The following is a 22516-nucleotide window of genomic DNA, read 5'->3' on the forward strand; positions in this document are numbered from 1 at the left end:
GGGCTTCGTCCAGTGTGTGGAGGTTGTTCTGTATGCCGTCGTTGAGGAGTTCGCCTTGCACGTGGTAGGCGATGATGCGCTGTTGCACGTCGTACACGGGCAAGCCGTTTTGTTCAGCGAAGCGTTTGGCCGTGAGCGGGTGCAGGCCGGCGGCGTTGAAGGTGGTGGCAGGGGCGCCGCTGATGGCGGAAGCAGCAGAAGCCAGGCCACCGCCGAGGCTGTGACCGGTGTTTTCGACGTGCAAGCCGTTGGTCCGCAATTGCCAGGCAAGGCGCATGGCGCGATTGTAATAGTCGGTTTCCATACCGATCGATTGCGGGAAGTTGTTGGCGAGGAAGTCCTCCTTAGAGGTATCGCGCAAACCGTTGGAGGTCAACACCTCACCGGTAGAGCCTTTGAACACCGTCGTGGGTTTATAGCCTGGACCCAGTACCGCAGGATCGGGCAGGTAGATTTCGGCGCGGAAGCCGGATCTGGGTGGCTTGAGCAGGCGCAGAAACTGCTCATCATTCAAACCAAGTTGCAAGGCGAATCGTTTCACCAAGTCCGGATGTTCACTGGCACGCCTCCAGCCCGGCGGTGGAACGCCTGCACCTTTGGCAGCGGGGTAAATATCCGCGCTCAGCAGCGCCATCTGGCGAGCGTGATAGAGCCGTTGTAACTCATCCGCTCTGCGCACCGAGACAGAATCGCCACTGGTGCGCAGCTGCTGCAGCAAGGCTTGTTCATTTTGGAATTCAGGCATGACATCGCTCCGTGATGGATGGGATTACGGCAAGGGAATATCTTTTTCTTCGCTGGGCAGGCCAAAGTCCTTGCGCATGTCGCGATAGACGTCGGGCATGGGAGGACGCTTATAGCCATGCTGCAGCAACCATTGCTGACATTTCGCCTGCCACTCCAGCCACCCAGGCTTTACCGGGGACCAAAAGATGGCTTCGATGGTGCGGGAGCGGCGTGGCGTTGGTTGATTAATCATGTAATCGACACTGGGGTCGGCGCCGTGCTCCAAGAGCCAATAGACTTTGTCGAAAGCGGCCCATTCTGCATAAACCTGAATAATGCTTGCCCCCGTACCAGCAAGGGAGTTCACATCCGCCCCACGCTCTACCAGCAACTGCACGTTCTGCCATTGGTTGTGCCAGATAAACGCCTGGAACAACAATGTCTCGTTGTTAACATTGCGCGTGTTGGGATCACCGCCGTGATCCAGCAGCAATTTGAGATAGATCGGGTCCTCCTGTTTGGCTGCCCATACCATGGCGTTATCGTCATAGCTAAGTCCAAGCTCCCGCGACGGATAAACCTGTTTGACATTCGGATCAGCCCCGTTCTCCAACATCGCCTGCAACCCCTTGGGGTTGTGCGTAAAGATCGGCCACGCCAACAGCGGCATGCCTTCCTTGCTGAAGACGGCATCCGGATTCACCCCTTCGTCTTTCATCAAACGATGCACTGCCTGCGCATCGCCGTACTCCGCGGCTACCGCCAATGCCTGCGCCTTGGGATCGACAAAGAAATTTTCCACACCGTAATGCGACAGCTGCGCGGACGTAGGTTCACTGCAGCCAGCCAGCACGAGCCAAAATACGGCAACGGCGAAACAAAAATAGCGAGGTTGCAGATGCATTCGAAAGCACCTGAGAAAGCGCATGCCTTGCTCCTTGAAAGGGTCGATGACTTGACAGCTATGCCATCAGCATAAAGTTGCCGACCTCTCCCGTCTGTCGTCAGATGCTCACGCAGATTCGGCAACCCGATGACGTCGCTGCGTCAGTGCAACGTGCGCTTCTGCAAGCTCATCGCATCCTGGCGCGCCACCGGCTGATGCTCGCCCCAGGCCATCGCCTTGAGCGGCGTTTGCGTCGTGCCGGCAGCCAATGGCAGCTCGCGCAGCAGGTGCGCGGTGTCGCCGGTCGCCAGGTGGTCGATGAAGGCATTCACCGAGGCTTGCGCGTATTCGGGTAGGTCAGCAAAATAGGTATACCCAGGCCCCTGATTGCCACCGTCCTCATCCACATAAACCTCTGCAAACACAGGGACGGCACGGGGACCCATGTCGATTTGATAGAAAGTATTCATTTGAGTATTGGGTGCGGTGGTGCCGTAATCCAACTCGCACGTATCGGCGATCAACTTGACAGAAGCATCGTCATTCAATTGGTTCTGGATAATTTCCCGATAATTTTTGCTCGGATAAAATTTGAGCAATGTCACGGACCGCACATCATTCGCATCGCCATTGAGCGTTACCCCTACCTTGCCTTCGTTGTCTTTGCAAACCCCAGCTTCAGCACCGAGCTTTCCATCCGGAACGTCAACATCGCCAAACCCAATTAGCAGCAAGCTTCCGCTTCGATAATGCGACATATCGGGACCCGCACCTTGGAGGTTGCTCCGCGACTTGGCATCACGCCAGTGAACACCTGGAACCGTGTCGAACGCCGACCAAGCAGCTGCGTTTTGTGTAGCGAACACATAGAGCAAATTTTTCACTGACGAGGTTGCATTTAATTCTTTAGCAGCAGTTGCTATGGTGACGCCCTTGGCTGCTTTTCCTGCACTACTCACCCCTGTCAGTTCGAGGGCCGACGATGTTGCGTTGCACGCTGCCACCCCACCATCAAAACCGCTATCGCTACTATCTGCTTCAACCTCATTCAATCTTCTCCTCAAGAATCGATATCGCAGTCACCCGATTTTCCACAAAGAATCCCACTAAGGCACCGACCGATGCGAACAAATCGCCTATTGACGACACCGCGTGCATCTTCGCCAATTCATGCGGAAGAACTCCGAACCAACGAAATGGGCACTGCATCTTCAACGAAATATTTGGGCTCGATAAGCGCTAATGCATGAGGGGTAACGCGTTCCGCGTCCCACTGCCGCAGCATGGCCAACGCTATCCGCCAGCGTGCCGCCGGCTCCGACTCACCCTGCGTGAACACCAGATATTGAATGTCTGCGCCAACGCGGTTGTGGCCTGGAAAAGCGTAGTAGTAAGGGCGCTCGCCAAAATGCATGGTATTGCGTTCCACCATATGGCAATGCTTGCGAATACGCTTGATCCATTCCCGACCGGAGGGTTGGTCACCGTCGAGCACGATGGCTATGCGTGATGCCCACTGCCCAACGCGCTCGATAGCCTCGGGAACCAATGGTTCAAAGAAGACCGGGATTTCAAACAGAGGGTCGACACTTAAATACCAAGAGGGACAGTGGCTAAGCACTAGATAATCCCCAGCCTTTGGACATTCAATCATCGGATTGCCCAATTATCGTCATGACGTTTTGCCCGTTGGCGATCCACCGCCGAGCCTCAACTTGGGTACCTCGACCGCACCAAGCAGTCTCGGCTTACAGTCCTTATCTTCGTAGTAGCGAATTTTGTCGCACATGATCGGGTGCGCAAAGCCTCGAATGAAGACGATTTCCTTTCTCACATCGAGTTCTTTCAGCTCTTGCGGGAGCATCAAGGGCCGACACTCTTCAATATCGGTATAGGACACCTGCCCGCCACTGGTACGGGTGCGTTGGCGTTTTCGCTCGGTGGTGTTGCCGAGCATCTCGCTGTACTCATTGGCGTCGCGCTGCTCGCCAGGCGTGTAGATCACGCGGCAAGTAAGGTTGCTGGTAATGGTCCGCGCCTTGTCCGGACCATAAACGTCATCCAATTGCGAAAGCGACTGGATGACACAGGTCAGGCGGATGTTATAGCCGGCAAGGTGAGTGAGATCATTGACGACCGCATCGATGCGCCCCAGCGCCGTGAATTCATCGAGCAGAAACAGGCACTCATATTTCACCGTAGGGTCTTTTTGCGGTGTGGCATCCGTGTTGAGCTTGATCGCCTGTTCGAAGAACAGGTTCAAGACTCCGCTGGCTTCACCCAGCTTGTTCGGTGTGACCCCGACGTGGATCGTTTGTCGCTGACGGCGGAGCGTCCGCAGATCGAAGTCGTTGCCGGACGTCGCCTTGTCCAGAATCTGGCTGGCGAAAATCAGCAAAGGCGCCTGCGCGCAGCCGATGACCGAGGCGAACGTCTGCTCAGGTAGCGACGTGATATTGTCGAAGTTGGTGCGCGTTTCTTCGCAAACGTCAGGTTTGGCCAGCCTGGATTTCAAATACGCCCTCAAATCGTTGCCGTCGCCGGACAACAGACGATAGACGCCGCCCAACGTGGGGTATGGCGTTTCCTCATTCGCTCCCGCTTGCTGGGTGTGCTGCCAGACATCAAACAACAGGCTGGCGGCAGCGACAAAGGTGGCGCGCGCCGTATTGGTCCAGAACGGATCCTGCCCACGTGCCACCTTGTACAAACATTGGGCAATCGCTTGAATGTCCGAGGTGCGATGCAAGGCTTCCGTGCGGACATAAGCAAACGGATTCCAGCGGTGGGTGCGCAAGTCGTCGGCAAAGGGATTGAAAAGGTAGACAGGCCCCCATTGAGAGCGGCACTTGGAGGAGACATCGTGCCCTTCCTGCTTCATGTCCACCATGACAAGCGATCCCTCATAGTGCAACAGATTCGGCATGACGAAGCTCACACCCTTCCCCGCTCGCGTTACAGCCGCCAGCAGGATGTGAAACGGACCCACCAGGCGCAAAAAGCGGTCACGATGCTTGCCGACAATGACGCCGCAAGGGTGGTTGTTGATGAGCTTTGACCTGGCGATCTCACCATCCCTCGCGAAATGGGCATCACCGTGTGTGGCCCGTTTTTTCGGGCGGAAAAGGAGGTACAACGCGCCAAGCCACCCCAAGGTGAAAATTCCAAAGCCGATGCCGCCGGCAAGATGGATTCGAGTAGCAAATGGCTGATAAGCAGGCAGTGCAAGCGCTTGATGGTAGTTCCAATACGTGAGCACGGTGAGCGGGCCGTTGACCCGAAGCAACAGATAGGTCAACCAGCCCGACAAATACGCTCCGGCCACTATGGCAAGCAACAAGCCAGCCATAGCGACACTCGCCTTGGTGCGGGTGCTCATGGAAACAAGTACTCCCTGGAATCACACTTATGGGGACAGGGTTAAGCATCACCTAATCCCATCGGCATACCAGTCGGGATACGGCTACAGAAATGAGCGAAAGACCCAGAGGCTGGCGTCAGGATTTAGATGTACAAAGCAGGCGAACCTCAACTTGGCATGCACCACGTAGTGGTGTTGGGGTTGAGGTGAGGCACAACATGGAAGCACGACATGGCGACATTGGGATCCGCGTACCGCTCATCCCAACCTACAACGGCAAGCCAGCATGCCGATGCTTTCCAAACGGCGCCGTCGGTCGTCGTAGATTGGGGTAACGCGCAGCCGAACCCCAACACGGCGCGCACGGCATGGCGACGTTGGGGTTCGCGTTCGCTCACCCCAACCTACAGCCGGTAGCTCGTTATCGATAACGTTGGGTTACGCTGCGCTAACCCAACCCACACAAGCATCACGCAAGCATTGGACCATGCACCACGACTCGCCCGTCATCCTGCTGCTCGCTGCCGGTGAAGGCAGCCGCTTTGGCGGCGCCAAGCAGCTGGCGGAGATTGCCGGCGAGGCGATGGTTCGGCGCACGGCGCGCGTGCTATTGGAAACGGATGTGCCAGTGCTGGTGGTGACCGGCGCCTATGCCGATGAGGTGGAAGCCGTGCTCGACGATTTGCCGCTGAGCCTGGTTCGTTGCGAGGACTGGCAGCTTGGCATGGGCCAATCATTGGCGGCTGGCGTTCGCGCGCTGATCCACGCGTTTCCGCAGGCCACCGCGGTGCTGGCCTGCTTGGCCGATCAACCGTTGCTTGCTTCGGCTGCATTGCGCGGCATGCTTGAGCGTCACCGCGTGGTGCCCGAGCGTATTCTCGCCACCGAACGCCACGGTGTGCAGGGGCCGCCTGCTCTCTTCCCGCGCGATTACTTCGGCGCGCTGGCGGCGCTTTCCGGCCAGCATGGCGCACGCGCGCTGCTGAAACAGGAAGCCGCGCGCGTCGAGGCTTTCGACTCGCCAAACGGGATCGACGTCGACACGCCGGAAGACCTGCAGCGGGTGCAAGCCATCGTGGCGGGCCTCGACGGCGATACTTGATCAGTGTTGCCTTAAGCCTCTCCCAGGGGGAGAGGGGAGCAACGCATCGCGAACGAGTAGACGTAGGCCCCTACCCTTTTTGTTCCATCTGAGTAAAGTCTCTGCCCATCTATTTCGCTGCATTAGATGCTGCATTGCAATAAAACTGTCCAGGGCATCTCTACCGAAACTGATCTACATCAAGCCGCGTCGTCGTAAGGCAGCTTGACTAGCTCGAGCTTTTCGAAAGGAGGAACCAACGCCTGCGGGGAAGCAGGCCGTTTTCGCGGAGCTACACGCGACGGACGATTCGGAGCACGCACTCCATCCATTTTTTTGGGGAGGTTCCAGCCATGAGCAGCGAGCAAGGCATTGCGCGATTCTCCAATCCAGCGCCACTGGGCCTGGCGGGTTTCGCGTTGACGACGTGGTTGTTGAGCATGATCAACGCCGGCTGGTTCACCGGCGATGCCATGAACATGGTGCTGGCAGTGGCCATGGCATATGGCGGTACGGCGCAGATGATCGCAGGCGTGATGGAGCTGCCGCGTGGCAATACCTTCGGCGCCACGGCTTTCGTGAGTTACGGAGCGTTCTGGTGGTCGTTCGCGCTGTTCGTGCTGTTTCTGCATGACAAGGTGCCCGGCGCCTTCGTGGGCTGGTATCTCTTCATGTGGGGCGTATTCACTTTTTACATGTGGGTCGGCACGCTGCGCGGCACGCTCGCGCTGCAGCTGATTTTTCTCGCGCTGTGGATCACCTTCTTCCTGCTTGCTGCCGGCGAATGGACCGGCATGGCTCGCCTGCACATGGCGGGCGGTTACGCTGGCCTGCTGACGGCACTGTTCGCGTTTTACTTGTCGGCGGCGGAAATCATCAACGATGCGCATAAGCGCGAAGTGCTGCCGATTGGCACGCCTCGCGCCGTGCAACTGCGATAACGACAAGGAGCACACCATGAAACGCCATGCCCTGTTTCTGGCCCTTGCAACGCTAGGTCTTAGCGTCACCACTCCGGCTTTCGCCCAGAAGAACGACCAGCGCGATGCGGAGATCAAGGCGCTTAAGACGCTGGTCGAAAAGCAGCAACAGCAACTCAACCAACAGCAACAGGATCTGCAGCAACTGCACGATGCGCTTACCCAACTGCAGAACCAGCAGACACAACAGCAAACGCAGATCCAGCAGACGCAGCAAGTGCAGGCGGCGCAGGCGAAAACCATTGCGGCCGTGCCCGCCAAGCCGATCTTCACCAGCTCACCCGGCGTGTCGGTGGCGCTGCACGGCTTCATCAACGCCACCGCGTTCACGCAGAGCAAGAGCTTCACCTTCGGCAACGGCCAGAACGCCGAATACCCGATTCCCGGCTCGAAAGGCCAGCTGAGCGGCGTGGACGTGCGCAATACGCGCTTCTGGCTGGACCTGACCGGCGGCAGGATCGCGGGCAACTGGATCGGCGGCGGGCACCTGGAAATGGATTTCTTCGGCGGCAACAACGGCACCGGCGGCTATTCGATGGAGCAACCCCTGCCCCGCCTGCGCCAGGCCTATATGACGCTGGACAATCCGGTGACCGGCAGCAGCTTGAAGATCGGCCAGATGTGGGACCTGATCTTCCCGTTGGATGACCTGCCCATATCGCTGAGCCACATCGCCTTCCCGCTCGGCTATGGCACCGGCGTCATCGGCTGGCGCTTCCCCGGCATCGTGTTTTCGCAGGATCTCAATCACGGCTCTGCTGGCCCGTTGTGGCGGTTGGACCTGGCTGCGTTCTCGGGCACCTGGAACGGCCCGGGCAGTCCGATCAATTACATCAGCGCCGGCAATGCTGATTTCCGTCCGCAGATCGAGGCGAAGCTGCACGTCGAGCAGCCAAAAGACTGGCTGCTGTTCGCCGCTGCACACTGGAGCCAGATCAACCTGGCTGGCGTGGGCGGCACGTCGCCCACACCGATCAAGCGCGAGTTTGCCAGCACGGCCTTCGAAGTCGGCGGGCAATGGACGCCCGGCCCATGGACGTTCAAGGGCGTGGGCTATACGGGCCGTGGCATCGGGCAGATATTTGGCGATCTCTCGCAATTCGGCGACATCAAGGACACCGGCGGATACGTGATGGGCGGCTACAAATTCACGCCGAACTGGAGCGCCAACCTGTTCTATTCCATGAGCAAACCCGATTCGACCGACGTGATCCGCTGGTTGAACAACGGTGCAACCGGGCTGCTGAAAAATCGCCAGACGGCGGCGAACCTGATCTACAGCGTGGGCGATTACTCGTTCGCGCTGGAATGGATCCACGCGATGCTCGATTCCACCACCAACGGCAAGAATCGCACGCAGACGAGCGGGAATCAGGTGAATGTGAGTGCGTATTACAAGTTTTGACAGGTTTGCATCACGGCGCTTGCTCAAGCGCATATCCCTATCGCTTGCCCGCCCCTGCATGCAGGGGCGGGTTGGTGTGGGTGCGAACAACCTCATGTTTTCGCTCGTCATTCGGGCGAAGGCCGAGGCGCTTCGAAATAGGCTCGATGTAGCCCCTAAATTTTTCTGGATCGTCAGCAAAAATGTGGGGATACCACAGCCCCGACCGTCTCCTGTCATCGCAGGCGAGGGAGTGCGTCACGGCCAGAGGGAAAGTGCGCGCTTAGCCGGGCTGCCTTTCAATACATAAACACCGACGCATCCACCGGCAACACGCGATCACCTGCAAGCTGGCGTGCCTTGCTCTGATATTGCTTCGTATACGGCATCTGGCCCAGCGCGCGGTACACGCAAGCCTGCGTCCACGCCGCGCGCCAATCCACCTGGCTCCAGGTCGAGAGCTTGCCGCTGACGGAGGCGGCGTCTTCCACCTTGCCGGCGGCGATCAACGCCTGCGTATAGACCTGGGCGACGTCGACGATCAGTTCAGGAACACCGTATGCGTCGGCCTTGTTCATGGCGAGCTTCAACTGCGCCAAGGCCTGATCATGCCGGCCATCGCTCCACGCTTGGATCGCCTGCGCGCGCAGCAGCAAGATGTCGATCCATGCGTCCTGCGTTGGCAGGCCGGTCGCCCAGGCTTGCAAGGCATCGACGGCATCCTTGAATTGCTTTGTCTTGCCCGCACGCTGCATGACCAGCGCGTTGGTAAGCCTTGCATACGCGTAGTCGCGATTGTCGTTGTTCTTTTCCAGCAATGATTGATCCATCGCCTTGCCGATCCAGGATTGCGCTGACTGGACCTCGCCGCGTTGCAACGCAAGCTTGGCCAGCAGGACGTAGACCGTATCCTGCAGACCCGGCTCGCCGTCGGGATCGCTGGCGACCTGCGTTAGCAGATCTACGAGCAGGCGGCTCGCTTCGCTGGTGCGACCGTTGTCGGCTAGCGCCTGCGCTCGCTCGTAGACCAGCAGATGGCGTGCGATTTGGTCGGAGACATTCCAATGCTTCTGCTCGAACGGCCAGTAACGGTCGGTGGTAGCCAGCGCGTCGACGTGCTGCAACAACATCCGCTGCGAAACGATCAGATCCATCAGCAGCTCGGGCATGAACCGGCGCATGCCCATGCGCTGGTATGCAGCGTAGGCGCGCTGTATCACGGGAAGCGCCTGGGCAAATTGTCCGCGCTGCATGGCCAGGCTCGCCAGCGATTCGTCCATGCCGAGTGCACCGACGTTATAGCCGTCCAGCGCATAGTTGACGCGCGCGAGCCCGAAATCCGATTGCGCCTGGTCGAATTGGTTCTCCAACACCTCCAACTCGCCGCGCTGGGCATAGGCAAATGCCAGATCGGTCTTGCCCTTCTGCTTTTTCAGCAGCTTCACCGCTTCGCTCAATGCAGCCACGCCCTCGGCATATTTGTGTTCGCGGAAGTAGACGTAGTACTGCTGCGCAAGCACCCTGCCGCGCATGGCGGGTTCCTTGTCGGCAGGCAGTCGTTGCAGCAAATCCGCCAGGCCCTGCTTGCAAGGCTCCAGTTCCCCTTGGTCGCAATGGAAAGAAGCCTTGGCAAGAGCGAATTCGGGCATCTCCCGCACATCGGGCGGAGCCTTGTCGAGCAAGTCGCGCACGACGTCGCCGGAGTCGGCATAGGTCGCCGCCTCGATACGCATCAGGTATTCCTGCCGGGCGTCACTCGAACCCGGCTTGCCGGGTTCTACCGCAACACCCATCTGCGCCATCAGCCGGGCGTTCGCCGAGCGCGCCGCTTTCAGCACGTTGTCGGACGACGATTCGGCCTGCCAGGTGCGGCCATCGGCACTGCGTGCATCCAGGTGCACGCGCCACTGGTTGTCGGCCAGGGTGACGTGCGGATGGATCACCAGGGCGAAGGTGTCAAAGTGCGCGCTGCCATCCGGTTGGTTGAGCAGATCCAGCACGGTCTGGCTGCTTTCGACGGGAACCTGGGCGTCGTGCAGATCGTTTGAGATCAGGTCCATCAGTCCCAGGTGCAGCCACTTCCAGTCCGCCGGCGCGTCCACCTCGGCAGGCAGCACAATGGCCGCGCCGTGGTTGAAATCCAGCGGTTGGTGCCAGGCCGTCCAGGGCCAGTAGGCCGCGGCGGCAACAAGCACGCACAGCATGGCAAGCCATGACGAGCGCCGCCACCATGGCGATGGCCGCACCGCTGGCGCCGGCATTTCGACCGGCGCCGCTTGAGCGGGTGGCGCCTGCTCGGTTGTTTCACCGGGCATGTCCGCAGCGACCGTATCGAGCATCCAGCGATAACCCACGCGCGGGATGGTGCGGAGACAACGCTGCGCGGCACCGGCATCGCCCAATGCGCGCCGCAATCGGACGATGGTTTGCGCCAGCAGGTTGTCACTGACGTCGACCCGCCCCCACACCGCAGACACCAACTCGTCCTTGCCGACGGCGCGCTCGCGATGCTCGATCAAATACGTCAGGCACCCGAAAGCGTTGGCCGCGATGGTGACCGCCTCGCCGTTGCGCGTCAGCTCCCGTGACACGGGATCAAGACAAAAGTCGCCAAAGTAATAGATTCGCTTCCCCATGCGCGGACCTTGTCATTGAAGGGCACCGGCCCTGCGCGTTGGATAGCCAAGCGGCGGGTTGGTTTTGTTGCGTGATACCTATCGCAACGTCGTTGGGGATTATCGCAAAAGCACAGTTTGCAGGTCGGGTTGGCGCAGCGTAAACCAACGTCTTCGCAACGACATCGCAGAGTTACCGCCGGATCGAGTCCTGTCTCTCGATCACATCTTTTCGCTTCCTGTCGAAGCGGGAGAGTTACCAACGCAGTGAACCAGTCTCAGCTCCCCTCCAGGGAGGGAGCTATTCCGGCGCGCATCACATTGTCCGCAAGAAGTGTGATCAACAGACGGGTATCAAGTCCGGAGTAACCCCACCTACAATCATTTGGCGTCATAGCCACCACCCAGCGCATCGATCAACCGAATCGAAAGATCCGCCTGCTGGCTCTGCAACAACGCCAGTCGCTGGTCGGTCAGCAGCAATTGCTGGCGACTGGCCAACGGCGTCAGCGGTCCGCTTACGCCACCTTTGTATGCCGCCAACGCATCGTGCCAGCTTTTTTCGGCATCCTGTTTCGCACGCTGTTCCAGCGTGATTTGCGTGCGCACCGAGGCCAACGCGGAAACGAGATCCGAAACCTCGTTCACCGCACCGATCAATTGGCTGTTGTAGTGCGCCACCGCTGCGTCGTAGCGCGCATCGGCGCCGGCAAGATTGGCGCGCAAACGGCCGCCGTCGAAGATCGGCAAGCTCAAGGCCGGGCCGACCGAATACGTGCGCGCCGGCAGTTGAAACACGTTGGTGCTACCGCCCACGGCAAGAAAACCGGCCATCGCGCTCAGGCTGATGTTGGGCAGGAACTGCGTCCTGGCCGCCTTGATGTCCTGCGACGCCGCTTCGACTTGCCAACGTGCGGCAACCAGGTCGGCACGGCGGCCGATCAGATCCACTTGCAACCGGTCCGGTATCGCCACCAGGCCAGCCTCAAGCCTATGCGGGCGCGCAATGCTCAAGCCTCGATCCGGCCCCTGCCCCAGCAGTACGGAAAGACTGCTGCGCGCGGCATCGATGGCACGATCGGCCTGTGCCTTCTGCTGTTCGGCGCTTGCCGCCTGCGAATCGGCGAATGCTTCCTGCTGTGTCGTGCCGAGGCCACCGGCTACCAGCCGACGCGTCAGCTTCAAGGTTTGCGCGGCGCGTTGCAGTTCGCCTTCCGCGACATCCTGCTCGGCGAAGGCATAACCCAATTGCACGTACGCGCGCGCCACGTTCACCGAGAGCTGGATGCGCGCCGCACGCGCTTCGATCTCCGCCGCGCGGGTACGGCCGAGTGCGGCTTCCCACGCATCGCGCTTGCCGCCCCATAGATCGATATCCCAGGAAAAATTCGCGGTGACGGATTTGCCCCAGGCGAAATGGCCCAGCACATACGGTGGATAGATCGGATCCTTCAAGGACAAGCGACTGCCTTCGGCACCGGCCTCGAGGTCGGCGCTCGGCAGCCGCGCGGCATACGCCTCGTCGGTCACCGCCTGCGCCTGCCGAGCACGGGCTTGGGCCTCATCCAGGCTGGGATTGTGCTTGAGCGCTTCCTCGATCAGCGTGCTCAGTTGCGGATCGCCGAAGCTGGTCCACCAATCCTGCGCCGGCCATGCGGTGGGGCTGAGCGGTACGCTGGCGAAACTCCGTTCGCTCTTGAGGCTGCGCGCGTCGAGCGTCTTGCCGGTGGGATGCAAACCGCCCGGCGTGGCGCAACCGGCCAGCGCGATGCATAACGCCAGCGTGGCGGCGGCGGGTAAACGGAAAACGGGATTCACGTTAAGCATGGCCGCTTCACCGTGACTCCGCCAGCGCATCGCCATGCCCGCCGGGATGCACGATCAGCGTGGCGGTCTGCCCCGCCACCAGCACCGTGCCGGCCGGCATGTGATCGGTATCGATGCGCACGCGCACCGGCACGCGCTGCGCCAGGCGCACCCAGTTGAAAGTGGGATTGATGTTCGCCAGCAGGTCGTTGCCGGTCGGATCGACCGCGCCGGCGATGCCGCGCGCCACGCCCTCCACCGTGCCACGCAGATGCACGCCACCACTCATCAGGCGGATATCGACCGGATCCCCCACGTGCAGATGCGGCAGCTTGGTTTCCTCGAAATAGCCGTCCACCCAGAACGAGTGGCTGTCGATGACCGCAAGGCGCGGCGCGCCAGCGCTGGCGTAGTCACCCACGCGCACCAACAGGTTGGTGACATAGCCATCCACCGGGGCACGTACCTCGGTGCGCTGCAGGTTGAGTGTCGCCGTGGCCAATGCTGCCTGAGCCTGCTTCACCGCAGCCTGTGCCTGCTGCTGCGCGGCCGTCGCCTGCTCGATCCCCGCGCGTGCTTTTTCCCAGGTAGCGCGCGCCGCATCGGCCGTCGCACTCGCATTGGCAATGTCTTCGCTGGATACGACATCCTTCAGGCTCTGGCGACGCTTGGACTGCGCCTCGTACATGGCGAAGTTGGCCTTGCTTTGGGTGGTCGCAGCCTTGGCCGCGTCGATGTTCGCCTGTGCCGCCACCACGGAGGCCTGTGCCGCGGCGAGGTTCGCCTTGGCCTGCTCCGCGGCATCTTCATAACGCGGGCGATCGATCACGAACAGCACGTCGCCCTTCTTCACCTGCTGGTTGTCCACCACATTCACTGCGGTGACCAGTCCGGAAACATCCGGCGCGATGCGCACCACGTTGGCGCGGATGCGCCCGTCGCGCGTCCAGGGCGAATACATGTAGTGCCGCCACATGCCGTAGCCGATGAACGCGGCGATCAGCACGATGACGGCAGTGATGGCGATACGAAGATAGAGAGTGTTTTTCATGGAATCGGCAACGAATCATTCAGCGTCAAAAGGTCAGCAGCGCAAGGCCGCCGAATACGCAAATCAGGAAGGCCAGGCGCAACAGCGCCGGATGCCACACGTAGCGGTACAGGCCGTAACGGCCGACCACCCAGTCGAACAGCAGCAACAACACCACGGCGAGCAGGAACCAGACCAGGAGTCCGGGAACCAGCACGCCACCGAGGGCGATTTCACGCGGCATGGGCAACTCCTTGGGTAGTAGTGCGCGCAGGCATGTAAGCGCCAAGCACGGACTGTTCGTCCAGCAAGGCCAGACGCAGCACGTTCAAGTGGTTGAGCAGCGGCCACATGGCCTCATCACCGCCGATCATCGCCGTGGTCGCGGCAACGGCATCGCGTGCATAGGCGTAGCTGGCGGTATCCGGATGCTCGTAAAGCTGTGCGATCGCATCGATGGTTCGCTCGATCGCTTCATGCATGTCCTCGGGTAGCGGGCGACCGGCCATGTCGTTGCGCAATTCGATGAGGGTGCGCCCGACTTCGTTGATCGACAGCATCCAGGCCACCAGATTGCGCGATGCCTGGCTGCCGCGCTCGGTCTGCGCCACGACCTGCCCGAACACATCGTGATTGACGCTTTCGAAGCGTGCGCGCAGACCCGGCAACGGCGCGGTGGCGGCAAGACGCACCTGGCGTCGCAGCTGCTCCAGTTGGCGGCGGCGCAGCCACAAACTGCCGATGGCCGGCGGAATGAGCATGAAAGCCAGGCCGGTGACGCCAAGGCCTATGAACTGCGCCAAGGTGTCGTTCCAGAAAAACACCACGTCGTAATGCATCTCGTTGCGCACGACGAGCGTCAGCGTGAAACCCATGCAATAGCCCACCCCCTCGCGAGCCGTCATGGGCCAGGCCATCATCGCCATGCCGATCATCAGGAATGGCGCGGAGATTGCCACCAGCAGGCCGAAGCCATCCATCAGCGGCAGCACGAAGAATTGGCAGATGAAGCTCGCACACGTGCCCAGCACAAAGCCCAGCGACGTGTGCAGCACCCACTGATTGGGATTGGGCGCGGCGGCAAACAGGCCGGCGAACACCGTTGCCAGCAGCATCGCCGATGCACCGGAGGGCCATGCGGAAGCAATCCAGTAGACGCTCAAGGCGCCCATGACGAGCGAGGTGCGCAGCATCGCCAGCGCCGACCCGAGATAGTCATTGCCGCGCTCGAAGCGCACGCGTTCCGCCACCGCGCCGAACAGCCTGGGTGCCTGCAGCTGCGATGCCGTTTCGACGTATGCATACAGCTCATCGACGAAGCGATCGACCAGGGTGGCGCCGGTATCGAAATCGAGCATGTCGTAGGCGGAACTCATTTTCGCCCGCAACGCCGCCCTGCGCTCGCCGATGGCCTGCCGCGCGCCATCCAGCCGCGGCAACAGCACGCGCGCCGCGGCGCCGGCCTCGATCGGTGCATCGAGCGCGCCGGCCAATGGCCGGTACAGTTCGATCAGCGCATCGGCCGCCACCTCGTGCCCCTTGCGCTTGAGGCGGTTGATCAGGTGGTGCAGGGTCTGCAAGGTGGTGGACGTGGCCATGAAACGCTGGTTGAGCAGCAGCATGTGCCCGCTGCGCGCACGCGCTTCCGGATCCTCGAAAATTACCGAGCTGCGCAGGTCTTCCACGGTGACGGCGTCGCGCACGAAGCGCAGATGCGCGTTTTCAAGATCGGCACGCGCCACCTTGCCGCACATCGCACGCTGCACGAAATCGATGAAGTTGGCGAACTGCGCGCGGCAAATGCGGCGCAGGTCGTCGCGGATACGGCTGGGAAACACCACGTCGCTCACCGCGGCCGAAACGCCGATGCCCAGCAGCACCTCGCTCAGGCGCCATACCACGGAGTGGAACACCTCCAGCGGGTTGTTGATCACCGGCAGTGCCACGATCGCCGCCGTGTAGCCGGCCAGCACGAACGCGTAGGATTTGAAATTACGGTACAGCGTGGCGCCGCCCGCACACCCACCGACCCACAACGACAGCGCGGAAAGAAACAATACGCGCTGCTGCGGAAACAAGGCCACGATCAGGAAGCCCGCCAGCGCCCCCACCACCGTGCCGATGGCGCGATAGAAGCTCTTGGCCAGCACCATGCCGGTCTGGCGATTGGCCACGATGATGGTGGTGAGCATCGCCGTCGACGGCTGCGGCAGGTCCAGCCGCATCGCCAGCCAGCCAGTGAGGTAGAAGGCGAGCAGCGACTTCACCACGAACAGCCAGGTGGTGGTCTCCTCGCGCAGGGTCGTCACGAAAACCTCGCGCGTCCTGGAAGCTGCCATCGGGACTTCGGTTACAGACATCGGAAATCGCCTCAGTCCGCCAATCCGCTCAGAAACTTCTTCAACAGCTTTTCGAGTTGAACCTGCTCGGAAACCTTGAGGTGACGCCCCTGCTTCGCCAGCAACGTACAGATATCCGGAAGAAGGCTGTCGAGCAAAGCCCGTCCTTGCGGCGTCAAGCTCAGCTCGATCTTGCGGCGGTCATCGGCGCTGCTGTTGCGGTCGATCAGGCCCTTGTCACACAGCTCGTTGGTCAAGCGCGTGATATTGGCGGACTTCTCGCCCGCCGCATCCGCCAGCTCCGACGGCGACATCGTACCGCTGCTTGAGCCGTACAGCATCATCAGCAGATTGTATTCCGGATGATTGATACCGTACGGCTTGAGGCTGGCGTTTGCTTCGTCGTGCAACATCTTGTGAATATGCTTGATCAGCCGCACCAGGGTGGCCGGGCGACGCGGGAAATCCGGATAGCGGCGGCAGGTGACGGCGAGGCGCTGCTCGGTGAGTGCGAAGTCGGCCATGATGGGAAGCAGCCCCGGACTGATAGTACATATAAATATATTATATAAATGTACTATTTAGAAGTAAATGACTTTCCTGCAAGACCGGCCAGCAGCTCGCAAGCACCCGGAAGGCAAAAGAAACGCTGGAATTTCATCCCGGCCTGCGGCGCTCTTTACGGCGAGTCCTGGGCAAAGCCGCGTTGAACTCCCACCGGCGATGCTGCATCGCAACCTTAACCTTTCTTAAGACGCGCTACAGGAACACGTCAGGTTGAAGGTTTATCTCTATCCCCGACCCGGATCGCCACGGCGCGAACCCAACCACCATTGCCACCCACCACCCTGGAAATCCGACACCATGATTCGTCGCGTACTTGCTGCTGCGATTGCCCTTTCGGTTCTACCGCTGTATGCCCAGGCGCCGTCCAAAAGTTACGCCCAGGAACTGGTCGACCAGACCATCGCGGCGCATCCTGACATCATCGTCATGGCAATCCACGCCACCCCGCCCAAACAGAAGGACAACGTCATCATCGCCTCCAACATCGGCCGCATCGGCAAGAAAGCCGATTCGGACGACATGGGCGTAGTCAACACCGGCAAGCCGCTGGCCGAAGTAAATAAGGCTGGCGACCGGCTGGAAGTCGAGCTGCCGCTGCTGGACACGACCGGCGATACGCTTGGCGCGATCAGCATCGTCTATCCGTACCACAATGGCGACGACAAACAGGCCCTGCAACAACGGGCCGAGAAGATTCGCGATCAACTCGCCCGACGCATTTCCAATCCGGGCAACCTGACGCAGCCCTACCGATACGACGCCGGCACGCCGACCAACACCCTCGCCCAGCAGCTGGTCGACCAGGCCATGGCGGCGTACCCGGACGTGATCATCCTTGCCATGCATGCCACGCCGCCGGGTCAAAGCACCAACGTGATCGTGGGATCAAGCATCGGGCGCATCGGCAAGGCAGCGGATGATGACGACATGCGCGCCATCCGCACCGGCATTCCCAACCTCGAAGTGAACGGCAATCGCTTCGAAGTGGAGACGCGCCTGCTCGACGCCAGCAAGCAGACCATCGGCGCAATCGGCATCGTTTTCCACTACAAGCCCGGCGACGACAAGAAGGCGCTGGAGCAACGCGCCTACGTGATCCGCGATGCATTGGCCGCCAAGATTCCCTCGCTCGCCAAGCTGATGGCGCCGCCGGCCGCAGCGGAGCGGACCGCGCCAGCCGTCCTGGCCGGGCGCAGCATGTCATGGCACCCGCAGTATTCGGGCGATTTCGACCATTTCGGCGTGGACACCAAGCGCAACAAACTGCTGCTTGCCGCAGAAGACCACGGCACGCTGGAAGTGTTCGATCTCAACACCGGCACGCATGAGAAAACACTTACCACCTTCGGCACCCCGCACGCGATTCTTTACCTGCCGGAAAAAGACCGGCTGATCGTGACCGACAGCGGCAAGGGCGGCACACGCGTGCTGGATGCGGCGACGTACAAGGTGCTCGGCTACATCAACACCGCGCCCGGGGCGGACTCGATGGTCTACGACAAGCCCGCGCACCTGCTCTACATCGTGAGCGGCGGCAAGGACGTGGAGATGAAGGACTGCTACCTCAACGAGGTCGACCCTTATTCCGGCAAGGTCTATCGAAAGCTTCGCTTCGATTCCGACCACGTCGAGGCGGTGCGCGCGGAAGAGCATGGCCATCGCCTGTTCGTGAACGTGGCCGACAAGAACGAAGTCGACGTAGTGGACAAGAAAACCCTGCAGGTGACCGCGCGCTGGCCGTTAACGGGTGCGCAGACGAACCTGAGCATGGCGCTGGACGAAGCAGATCATCGGTTGTTCATCGGCACGCGCAATCCCAGCAAGCTGATCGTGCTCGATACGCAGACCGGCAAACAGATAGCAAGCCTGGATGCCCCGGCCACCTCGGATGGCTTGTTCTACGACAGCGTGCACAAGCGCATCTATGTGCCCGGCGGCGATGGCTACCTTGGCGTATTCCAGCAGAACGATGCCAACCACTATGCGGAACTGGCGCGCGTGTCCAGCGCGAAGGGCGCCAAGTCCGGCATGTTGTGGAAGCCGCTCGATCGCATTTACCTCGCAGCATCGCCCGGCGAGACGGGCAAAGGAGGAGAAATCCTGTGGTACGCGCTCCATCCATAGGCGCACCCCGGTAACACGACAACACTCACATTCCATATCAACCACAACGGTGCACGACCATGCAAGAAAATCGAAGCGGAACTACATGACTGCCATTTGAAAAAACCAGTCGCTAACGTGTCGTCCGGGGAGGGATAGACGCCATGCAGAGTTTGACCGTAAAGCCATTGCTCGGCGCATTGCTGATGGCAATGGGTACCACCTGCGCAACCGCGGTTTCCACCAACCTGCATGCGGACGAGCCGCCCCAGCAGCAAAAACCGGGTACGTCCGCGGGCACGAACCCCAAAGCGGATCAGCCGGACAAATCAGCAAAGCCGGCCACCCTGGCAACCGTGGTGGTCACCGGCTCCAATCTGCCGGTAGCGCCCGACGAGGTCATGGTGCCCGTGACCTCGGTCGACAACGACGAGATCAAAGGAGCCGGCGTCAACTCCAATGCGCTCGATCTCTTGCGCAAAGTGGTGCCTTCGTTCGCCGGGCGCAGCAACACCGGCACCAGCAACGCGAACAACAACAACCAGAACACCGCCGGCGGTTCCCAACTGCAGTTGCGCAACCTGGATACGCTGGTGCTGGTTGACGGCCTGCGTGTGGCCACCAGTGGCATCAACGGCATCGGCGGCAAGAACTTCGTCGACGTCAATCAGATTCCCATCTCGGCCATTGACCATATCGAAGTGCTGACCGATGGCGCGTCGGCCATCTATGGCTCCGATGCGATCGGCGGCGTGGTCAATATCATCCTGAAAAAGGATTACCAAGGCGCGGAAGTCGGCGTGCGCTACGGTGCGGCCAGCGGCAACTACCGCGAGAAGTCGGGCTATTTCGTCGCGGGCACGACACTGCATGGCATTCACATCACCCTGACCGGCAGCGAAGCGAAGACCGATCCCCTGTATCAGGACACACGCAGCTTCACCAGTCCGCTGTACGGCCGCATCTCCAACATACCCGGCACCGTCGGCGCCAACGGCCGTTTTCCTGGGGCCATGCTGGCTCCAGGACTCAGTTCGCCCGCGCAAGACAATCCGACCGGTACGCTGGCCACCGCACCGGACATCAATAGCCTGATCGCCAACGGCACCTACCTGGCCACGACGCCTACCGCCGTGGCAGACGGCTTCGATGTCTCCCGCTATCAGACCTTGCTGGAACGGCAGGATCAAAAAGGCTTGAGCCTCAACCTTTCCGCCGATTTGTTGGACGACAACAAACTCACCGCGTTCGGCAATATTCTTTATTCGCGCACCAAGAGCTTCACCCAATGGTTGCCGATCCGAACCACCGTCTCGCTGCCGGCAGGCTCGCCCTACAACCCGCTGACCACTACGTTCAATCAGGCGGTGTTCGGTTACCTTCCCAAGCCACAGCAGTTCATCAATACCGCGGAAGGTTTCCGCATCGTGGCTGGCTTACGCGGCGACATTACCCACAACTGGAATTGGGAGGCCACGCTCGACCACAGCGACAACACGCTCGAGCAGGACCAGTTCAACCTGATCTATGCGCCCAACGTCGCCCGTGCCATCGCCGGTGGCTACGACGCGCAGGGCAATGCCGTGGCCGGTGGTGCTTACAGTCGTGTCCAGACCGGCTTTTCCAATGCGGGATCATTCGTCATCCAGCCTGCGCTCAATCCATTGGCGGTGGCCTCCGGCATCAACCCCGCTTCGCTGGCCAACCTGTATGGCACAGAAGCCATCCACGCCGAAAGCAAGCTGGATGCCTTCGACGCCAAGCTGGTAGGCAAGCCATTCGAGTTGCCGGCCGGCAAGGTAGGCTTTGCCGTTGGGGTGGAAATGCGACGCGAATCGCTCTCCGCCTATACCGATCCCAATGGCCGCAACACCGGTCCTACGGCGCACGATTGGATCGGCGGCACCGCCGCCGATCCGTTCTCGCGCGGGCGCGACATCGATAGTGCATACAGTGAAGTGCGTGTGCCCATTACCAGCCCCGGCTGGTCGGCACCCGGGTTCCACGACTTCGACCTGATCGCTGCCGCGCGCTACGAGCATTACAGCGATGCCGGCAATTCGCTGGTTCCCAAGTTCGGATTCCGTTGGCAGCCATTCGACAATCAAATCACGTTGCGCGGATCGTTCTCGCGGGCCTATACCGCACCGACGTTGTATGCGATGTACGGACCCACCGATACGCGGCTGGTGGGCAGCGGCGTGATTCAATCCGTGTTCGGCCTTCCCGGACTCGGGTTCAATGGTGAAGACGGCAACAATCCACGCCTTAAACCGAGCACTGCCGTCACCCGTTCGATGGGTATCACCTTCACGCCGCAAGCGCTGCCCGGCTTGACGGCATCGCTCGATTACTCGTCGGTGGACCAGCGTGGCTACCCGGGCGGCATCGGTTTTACCAACATTCTGCAAAGCGTGAATCAGCTGGGTGCGGCGTCGCCCTTCGCGTCCAACCTGGCACTGGGGAATTTCCCCGGCCAGCCCGGTGCGACGGCGTTCACCGCGCCAGGGCAGGTGGAAGCCTATCTGCGCTCCGGCGGCGATCCGTTGAACCTGTATGCGATCGACCGCTTCACCAACCTGGGCGGCTTGCACGTGCGCTCGGCGAATATGACGGCGGAATATTATTTCGTCAGTGACCACGCCGGTACATTCACGTTTTCCACCAACGGGGCCATGTTTTTCAAGTATCAGTTCCAGGCGCTACCCGGGCAGCAGTATTACAACTACGCCGGATTCGCGACCAACGGCGGCACCGGCGTGCAAGGAACCATTCCGCGCTTCAGCTTCTACACCACGGCTGATTGGCAATACGGCAATTGGGATCTCACGGTCGGCAACAATTACATATCGGCAGTCACGGACATTGGCCCCGGCGGAATCGTCTACGCACAAAGCACCACGCTCAAGCGTCTCCCCGTCAGCAGTTACCTCACCTGGGATTTGCGGCTTGCCTATTCAGTCGATCATTCGGCATCGCACGACATCATCAAAGGATGGTCGGTCGCACTGGGCATCAACAACATCGCCAATCGCATGCCACCGCTTGCGCCGCAGGCGTTCACCGACAACAACGCGGACGTGGCGACGTATTCACCGATTGGACGGCTGATCTATGGCACGGCATCGATCAAGTTCTAGCGTTTGACCGCGCCAAGGCGGGCGATTCACTCCCTTACCCAGAGCCTCCGTGAATCGCCCGTCTTGACGCCCCGCCTTCGTTCAACCCAATGGCACGAACTTAGGACGCTTTCGCTTGAATACAACAGAAAAACCTTGACCCGTCGTCCCGGCGAAAGCCCGCTGCTGTCCGGCAAGGAATTTGCGTGGTCCCATGTACGTCTGCGGCAACCCATACGGCCGTCATTCCCGCTTTCGCGCACTGCTGCCCAGGGAAAATGAAGTTCTTCAGAAATGCGCGGGCATAGCACCCGGCATCGAAAATTTCCCATGGAAATTCAGTGCCATCAGCTCGTCATTCCAGCGAAAGCTGGAATCCAGTGCCTTTGCGGATTTTCAAGTCGCTGGATTCCAGCTTTCGCTCACTGCTGTCCGGCACGTATTTTGCGCTGCTTCGCAGGCAATCCACACGGCCGTCATTCCCGCGAAAGCGGGAATCCATTTTGCTCTGATGCATCC

General features: G+C 60.5%; 16 protein-coding genes and 1 pseudogene. 6 read left to right on the plus strand and 11 right to left on the minus strand.

What is annotated here, in order from left to right; translation table 11 throughout:
• From V7M64_RS19490 to V7M64_RS19510, 5 genes and pseudogenes are all read right to left on the minus strand, one after another.
• A pseudogene (locus V7M64_RS19490) lies at positions 1–745 on the minus strand (phospholipase); the annotation flags it as partial.
• A 24-nt stretch (positions 746–769) separates the two neighbouring features.
• Positions 770–1630 (minus strand): ankyrin repeat domain-containing protein, encoded by an 861-nt coding sequence (locus V7M64_RS19495; protein ID WP_333681492.1) that lies wholly within the window; start codon positions 1628–1630, stop codon positions 770–772.
• 143 nt (positions 1631–1773) lie between these two features.
• Positions 1774–2664: a hypothetical protein gene (locus V7M64_RS19500; protein ID WP_333681494.1), complete on the minus strand. Its 891-nt coding sequence runs from the start codon at positions 2662–2664 to the stop codon at positions 1774–1776.
• Positions 2665–2780: 116 nt separating this feature from the next.
• Entirely contained in the window at positions 2781–3278 is a 498-nt protein-coding gene (locus V7M64_RS19505; RefSeq protein WP_333681495.1) for a hypothetical protein, read from the minus strand.
• Between the two features lie 6 nt (positions 3279–3284).
• A complete protein-coding gene (locus tag V7M64_RS19510) occupies positions 3285–4991 on the minus strand; it encodes a type IV secretory system conjugative DNA transfer family protein (RefSeq protein ID WP_333681497.1) in 1707 nt (568 codons plus the stop codon).
• A 469-nt stretch (positions 4992–5460) separates the two neighbouring features.
• Here V7M64_RS19510 and V7M64_RS19515 point away from each other — a divergent pair, with 469 nt between their 5' ends.
• From V7M64_RS19515 to V7M64_RS19525, 3 genes are all read left to right on the plus strand, one after another.
• Positions 5461–6075 carry a nucleotidyltransferase family protein gene (locus tag V7M64_RS19515; RefSeq protein ID WP_333681498.1) on the plus strand — a complete coding sequence of 205 codons (615 nt, stop codon included), beginning with the start codon at positions 5461–5463 and terminating at the stop codon, positions 6073–6075.
• 332 nt (positions 6076–6407) lie between these two features.
• On the plus strand, positions 6408–6995 hold the full coding sequence (locus V7M64_RS19520; RefSeq protein WP_333681499.1) for an acetate uptake transporter: 588 nt from the start codon (positions 6408–6410) through the stop codon (positions 6993–6995).
• A 16-nt stretch (positions 6996–7011) separates the two neighbouring features.
• A complete protein-coding gene (locus V7M64_RS19525; RefSeq protein ID WP_333681500.1) occupies positions 7012–8439 on the plus strand; it encodes a hypothetical protein in 1428 nt (475 codons plus the stop codon).
• A 278-nt stretch (positions 8440–8717) separates the two neighbouring features.
• On the opposite strand, the gene V7M64_RS19530 is transcribed toward V7M64_RS19525, so the two are convergent.
• The 6 genes from V7M64_RS19530 to V7M64_RS19555 all read right to left on the minus strand — a co-directional run bounded on the left by V7M64_RS19530 (position 8718) and on the right by V7M64_RS19555 (position 16732).
• The gene (locus V7M64_RS19530) at positions 8718–11054 is read right to left on the minus strand and encodes a transcriptional regulator (RefSeq protein ID WP_333681501.1); all 2337 of its coding nucleotides are present in this window, start codon (positions 11052–11054) and stop codon (positions 8718–8720) included.
• A gap of 360 nt (positions 11055–11414) precedes the next feature.
• Positions 11415–12860, minus strand: a complete 1446-nt coding sequence (locus tag V7M64_RS19535; RefSeq protein ID WP_333681502.1) for an efflux transporter outer membrane subunit — start codon at positions 12858–12860, stop codon at positions 11415–11417.
• Positions 12861–12867: 7 nt separating this feature from the next.
• A complete protein-coding gene (locus V7M64_RS19540; protein ID WP_333681503.1) occupies positions 12868–13890 on the minus strand; it encodes an HlyD family secretion protein in 1023 nt (340 codons plus the stop codon).
• Between the two features lie 25 nt (positions 13891–13915).
• Positions 13916–14113 carry a DUF1656 domain-containing protein gene (locus V7M64_RS19545; protein WP_333681505.1) on the minus strand — a complete coding sequence of 66 codons (198 nt, stop codon included), beginning with the start codon at positions 14111–14113 and terminating at the stop codon, positions 13916–13918.
• Entirely contained in the window at positions 14103–16208 is a 2106-nt protein-coding gene (locus V7M64_RS19550) for an FUSC family protein (protein ID WP_333681507.1), read from the minus strand. The genes V7M64_RS19545 and V7M64_RS19550 overlap by 11 nt, the downstream gene beginning before the upstream one ends.
• A 32-nt stretch (positions 16209–16240) precedes the next feature.
• Entirely contained in the window at positions 16241–16732 is a 492-nt protein-coding gene (locus tag V7M64_RS19555; RefSeq protein WP_333681509.1) for a MarR family transcriptional regulator, read from the minus strand.
• Between the two features lie 340 nt (positions 16733–17072).
• Between V7M64_RS19555 and V7M64_RS19560 the strand changes: the two genes are divergently transcribed.
• The 3 genes from V7M64_RS19560 to V7M64_RS19570 form a co-directional block, all read left to right on the plus strand.
• Complete coding sequence (locus V7M64_RS19560) at positions 17073–18899, plus strand: hypothetical protein (RefSeq protein WP_333681511.1); 1827 nt, start codon at positions 17073–17075, stop codon at positions 18897–18899.
• Between the two features lie 143 nt (positions 18900–19042).
• Positions 19043–22018 (plus strand): TonB-dependent receptor, encoded by a 2976-nt coding sequence (locus tag V7M64_RS19565; RefSeq protein ID WP_333681512.1) that lies wholly within the window; start codon positions 19043–19045, stop codon positions 22016–22018.
• Between the two features lie 193 nt (positions 22019–22211).
• Positions 22212–22516 (plus strand): hypothetical protein (locus tag V7M64_RS19570; protein WP_333681513.1); only part of this gene is annotated, 305 nt, incomplete at its 3' end.

The sequence above is a fragment of the Dyella sp. genome, from assembly GCF_036746095.1.
Lineage (GTDB): Bacteria > Pseudomonadota > Gammaproteobacteria > Xanthomonadales > Rhodanobacteraceae > Dyella_B.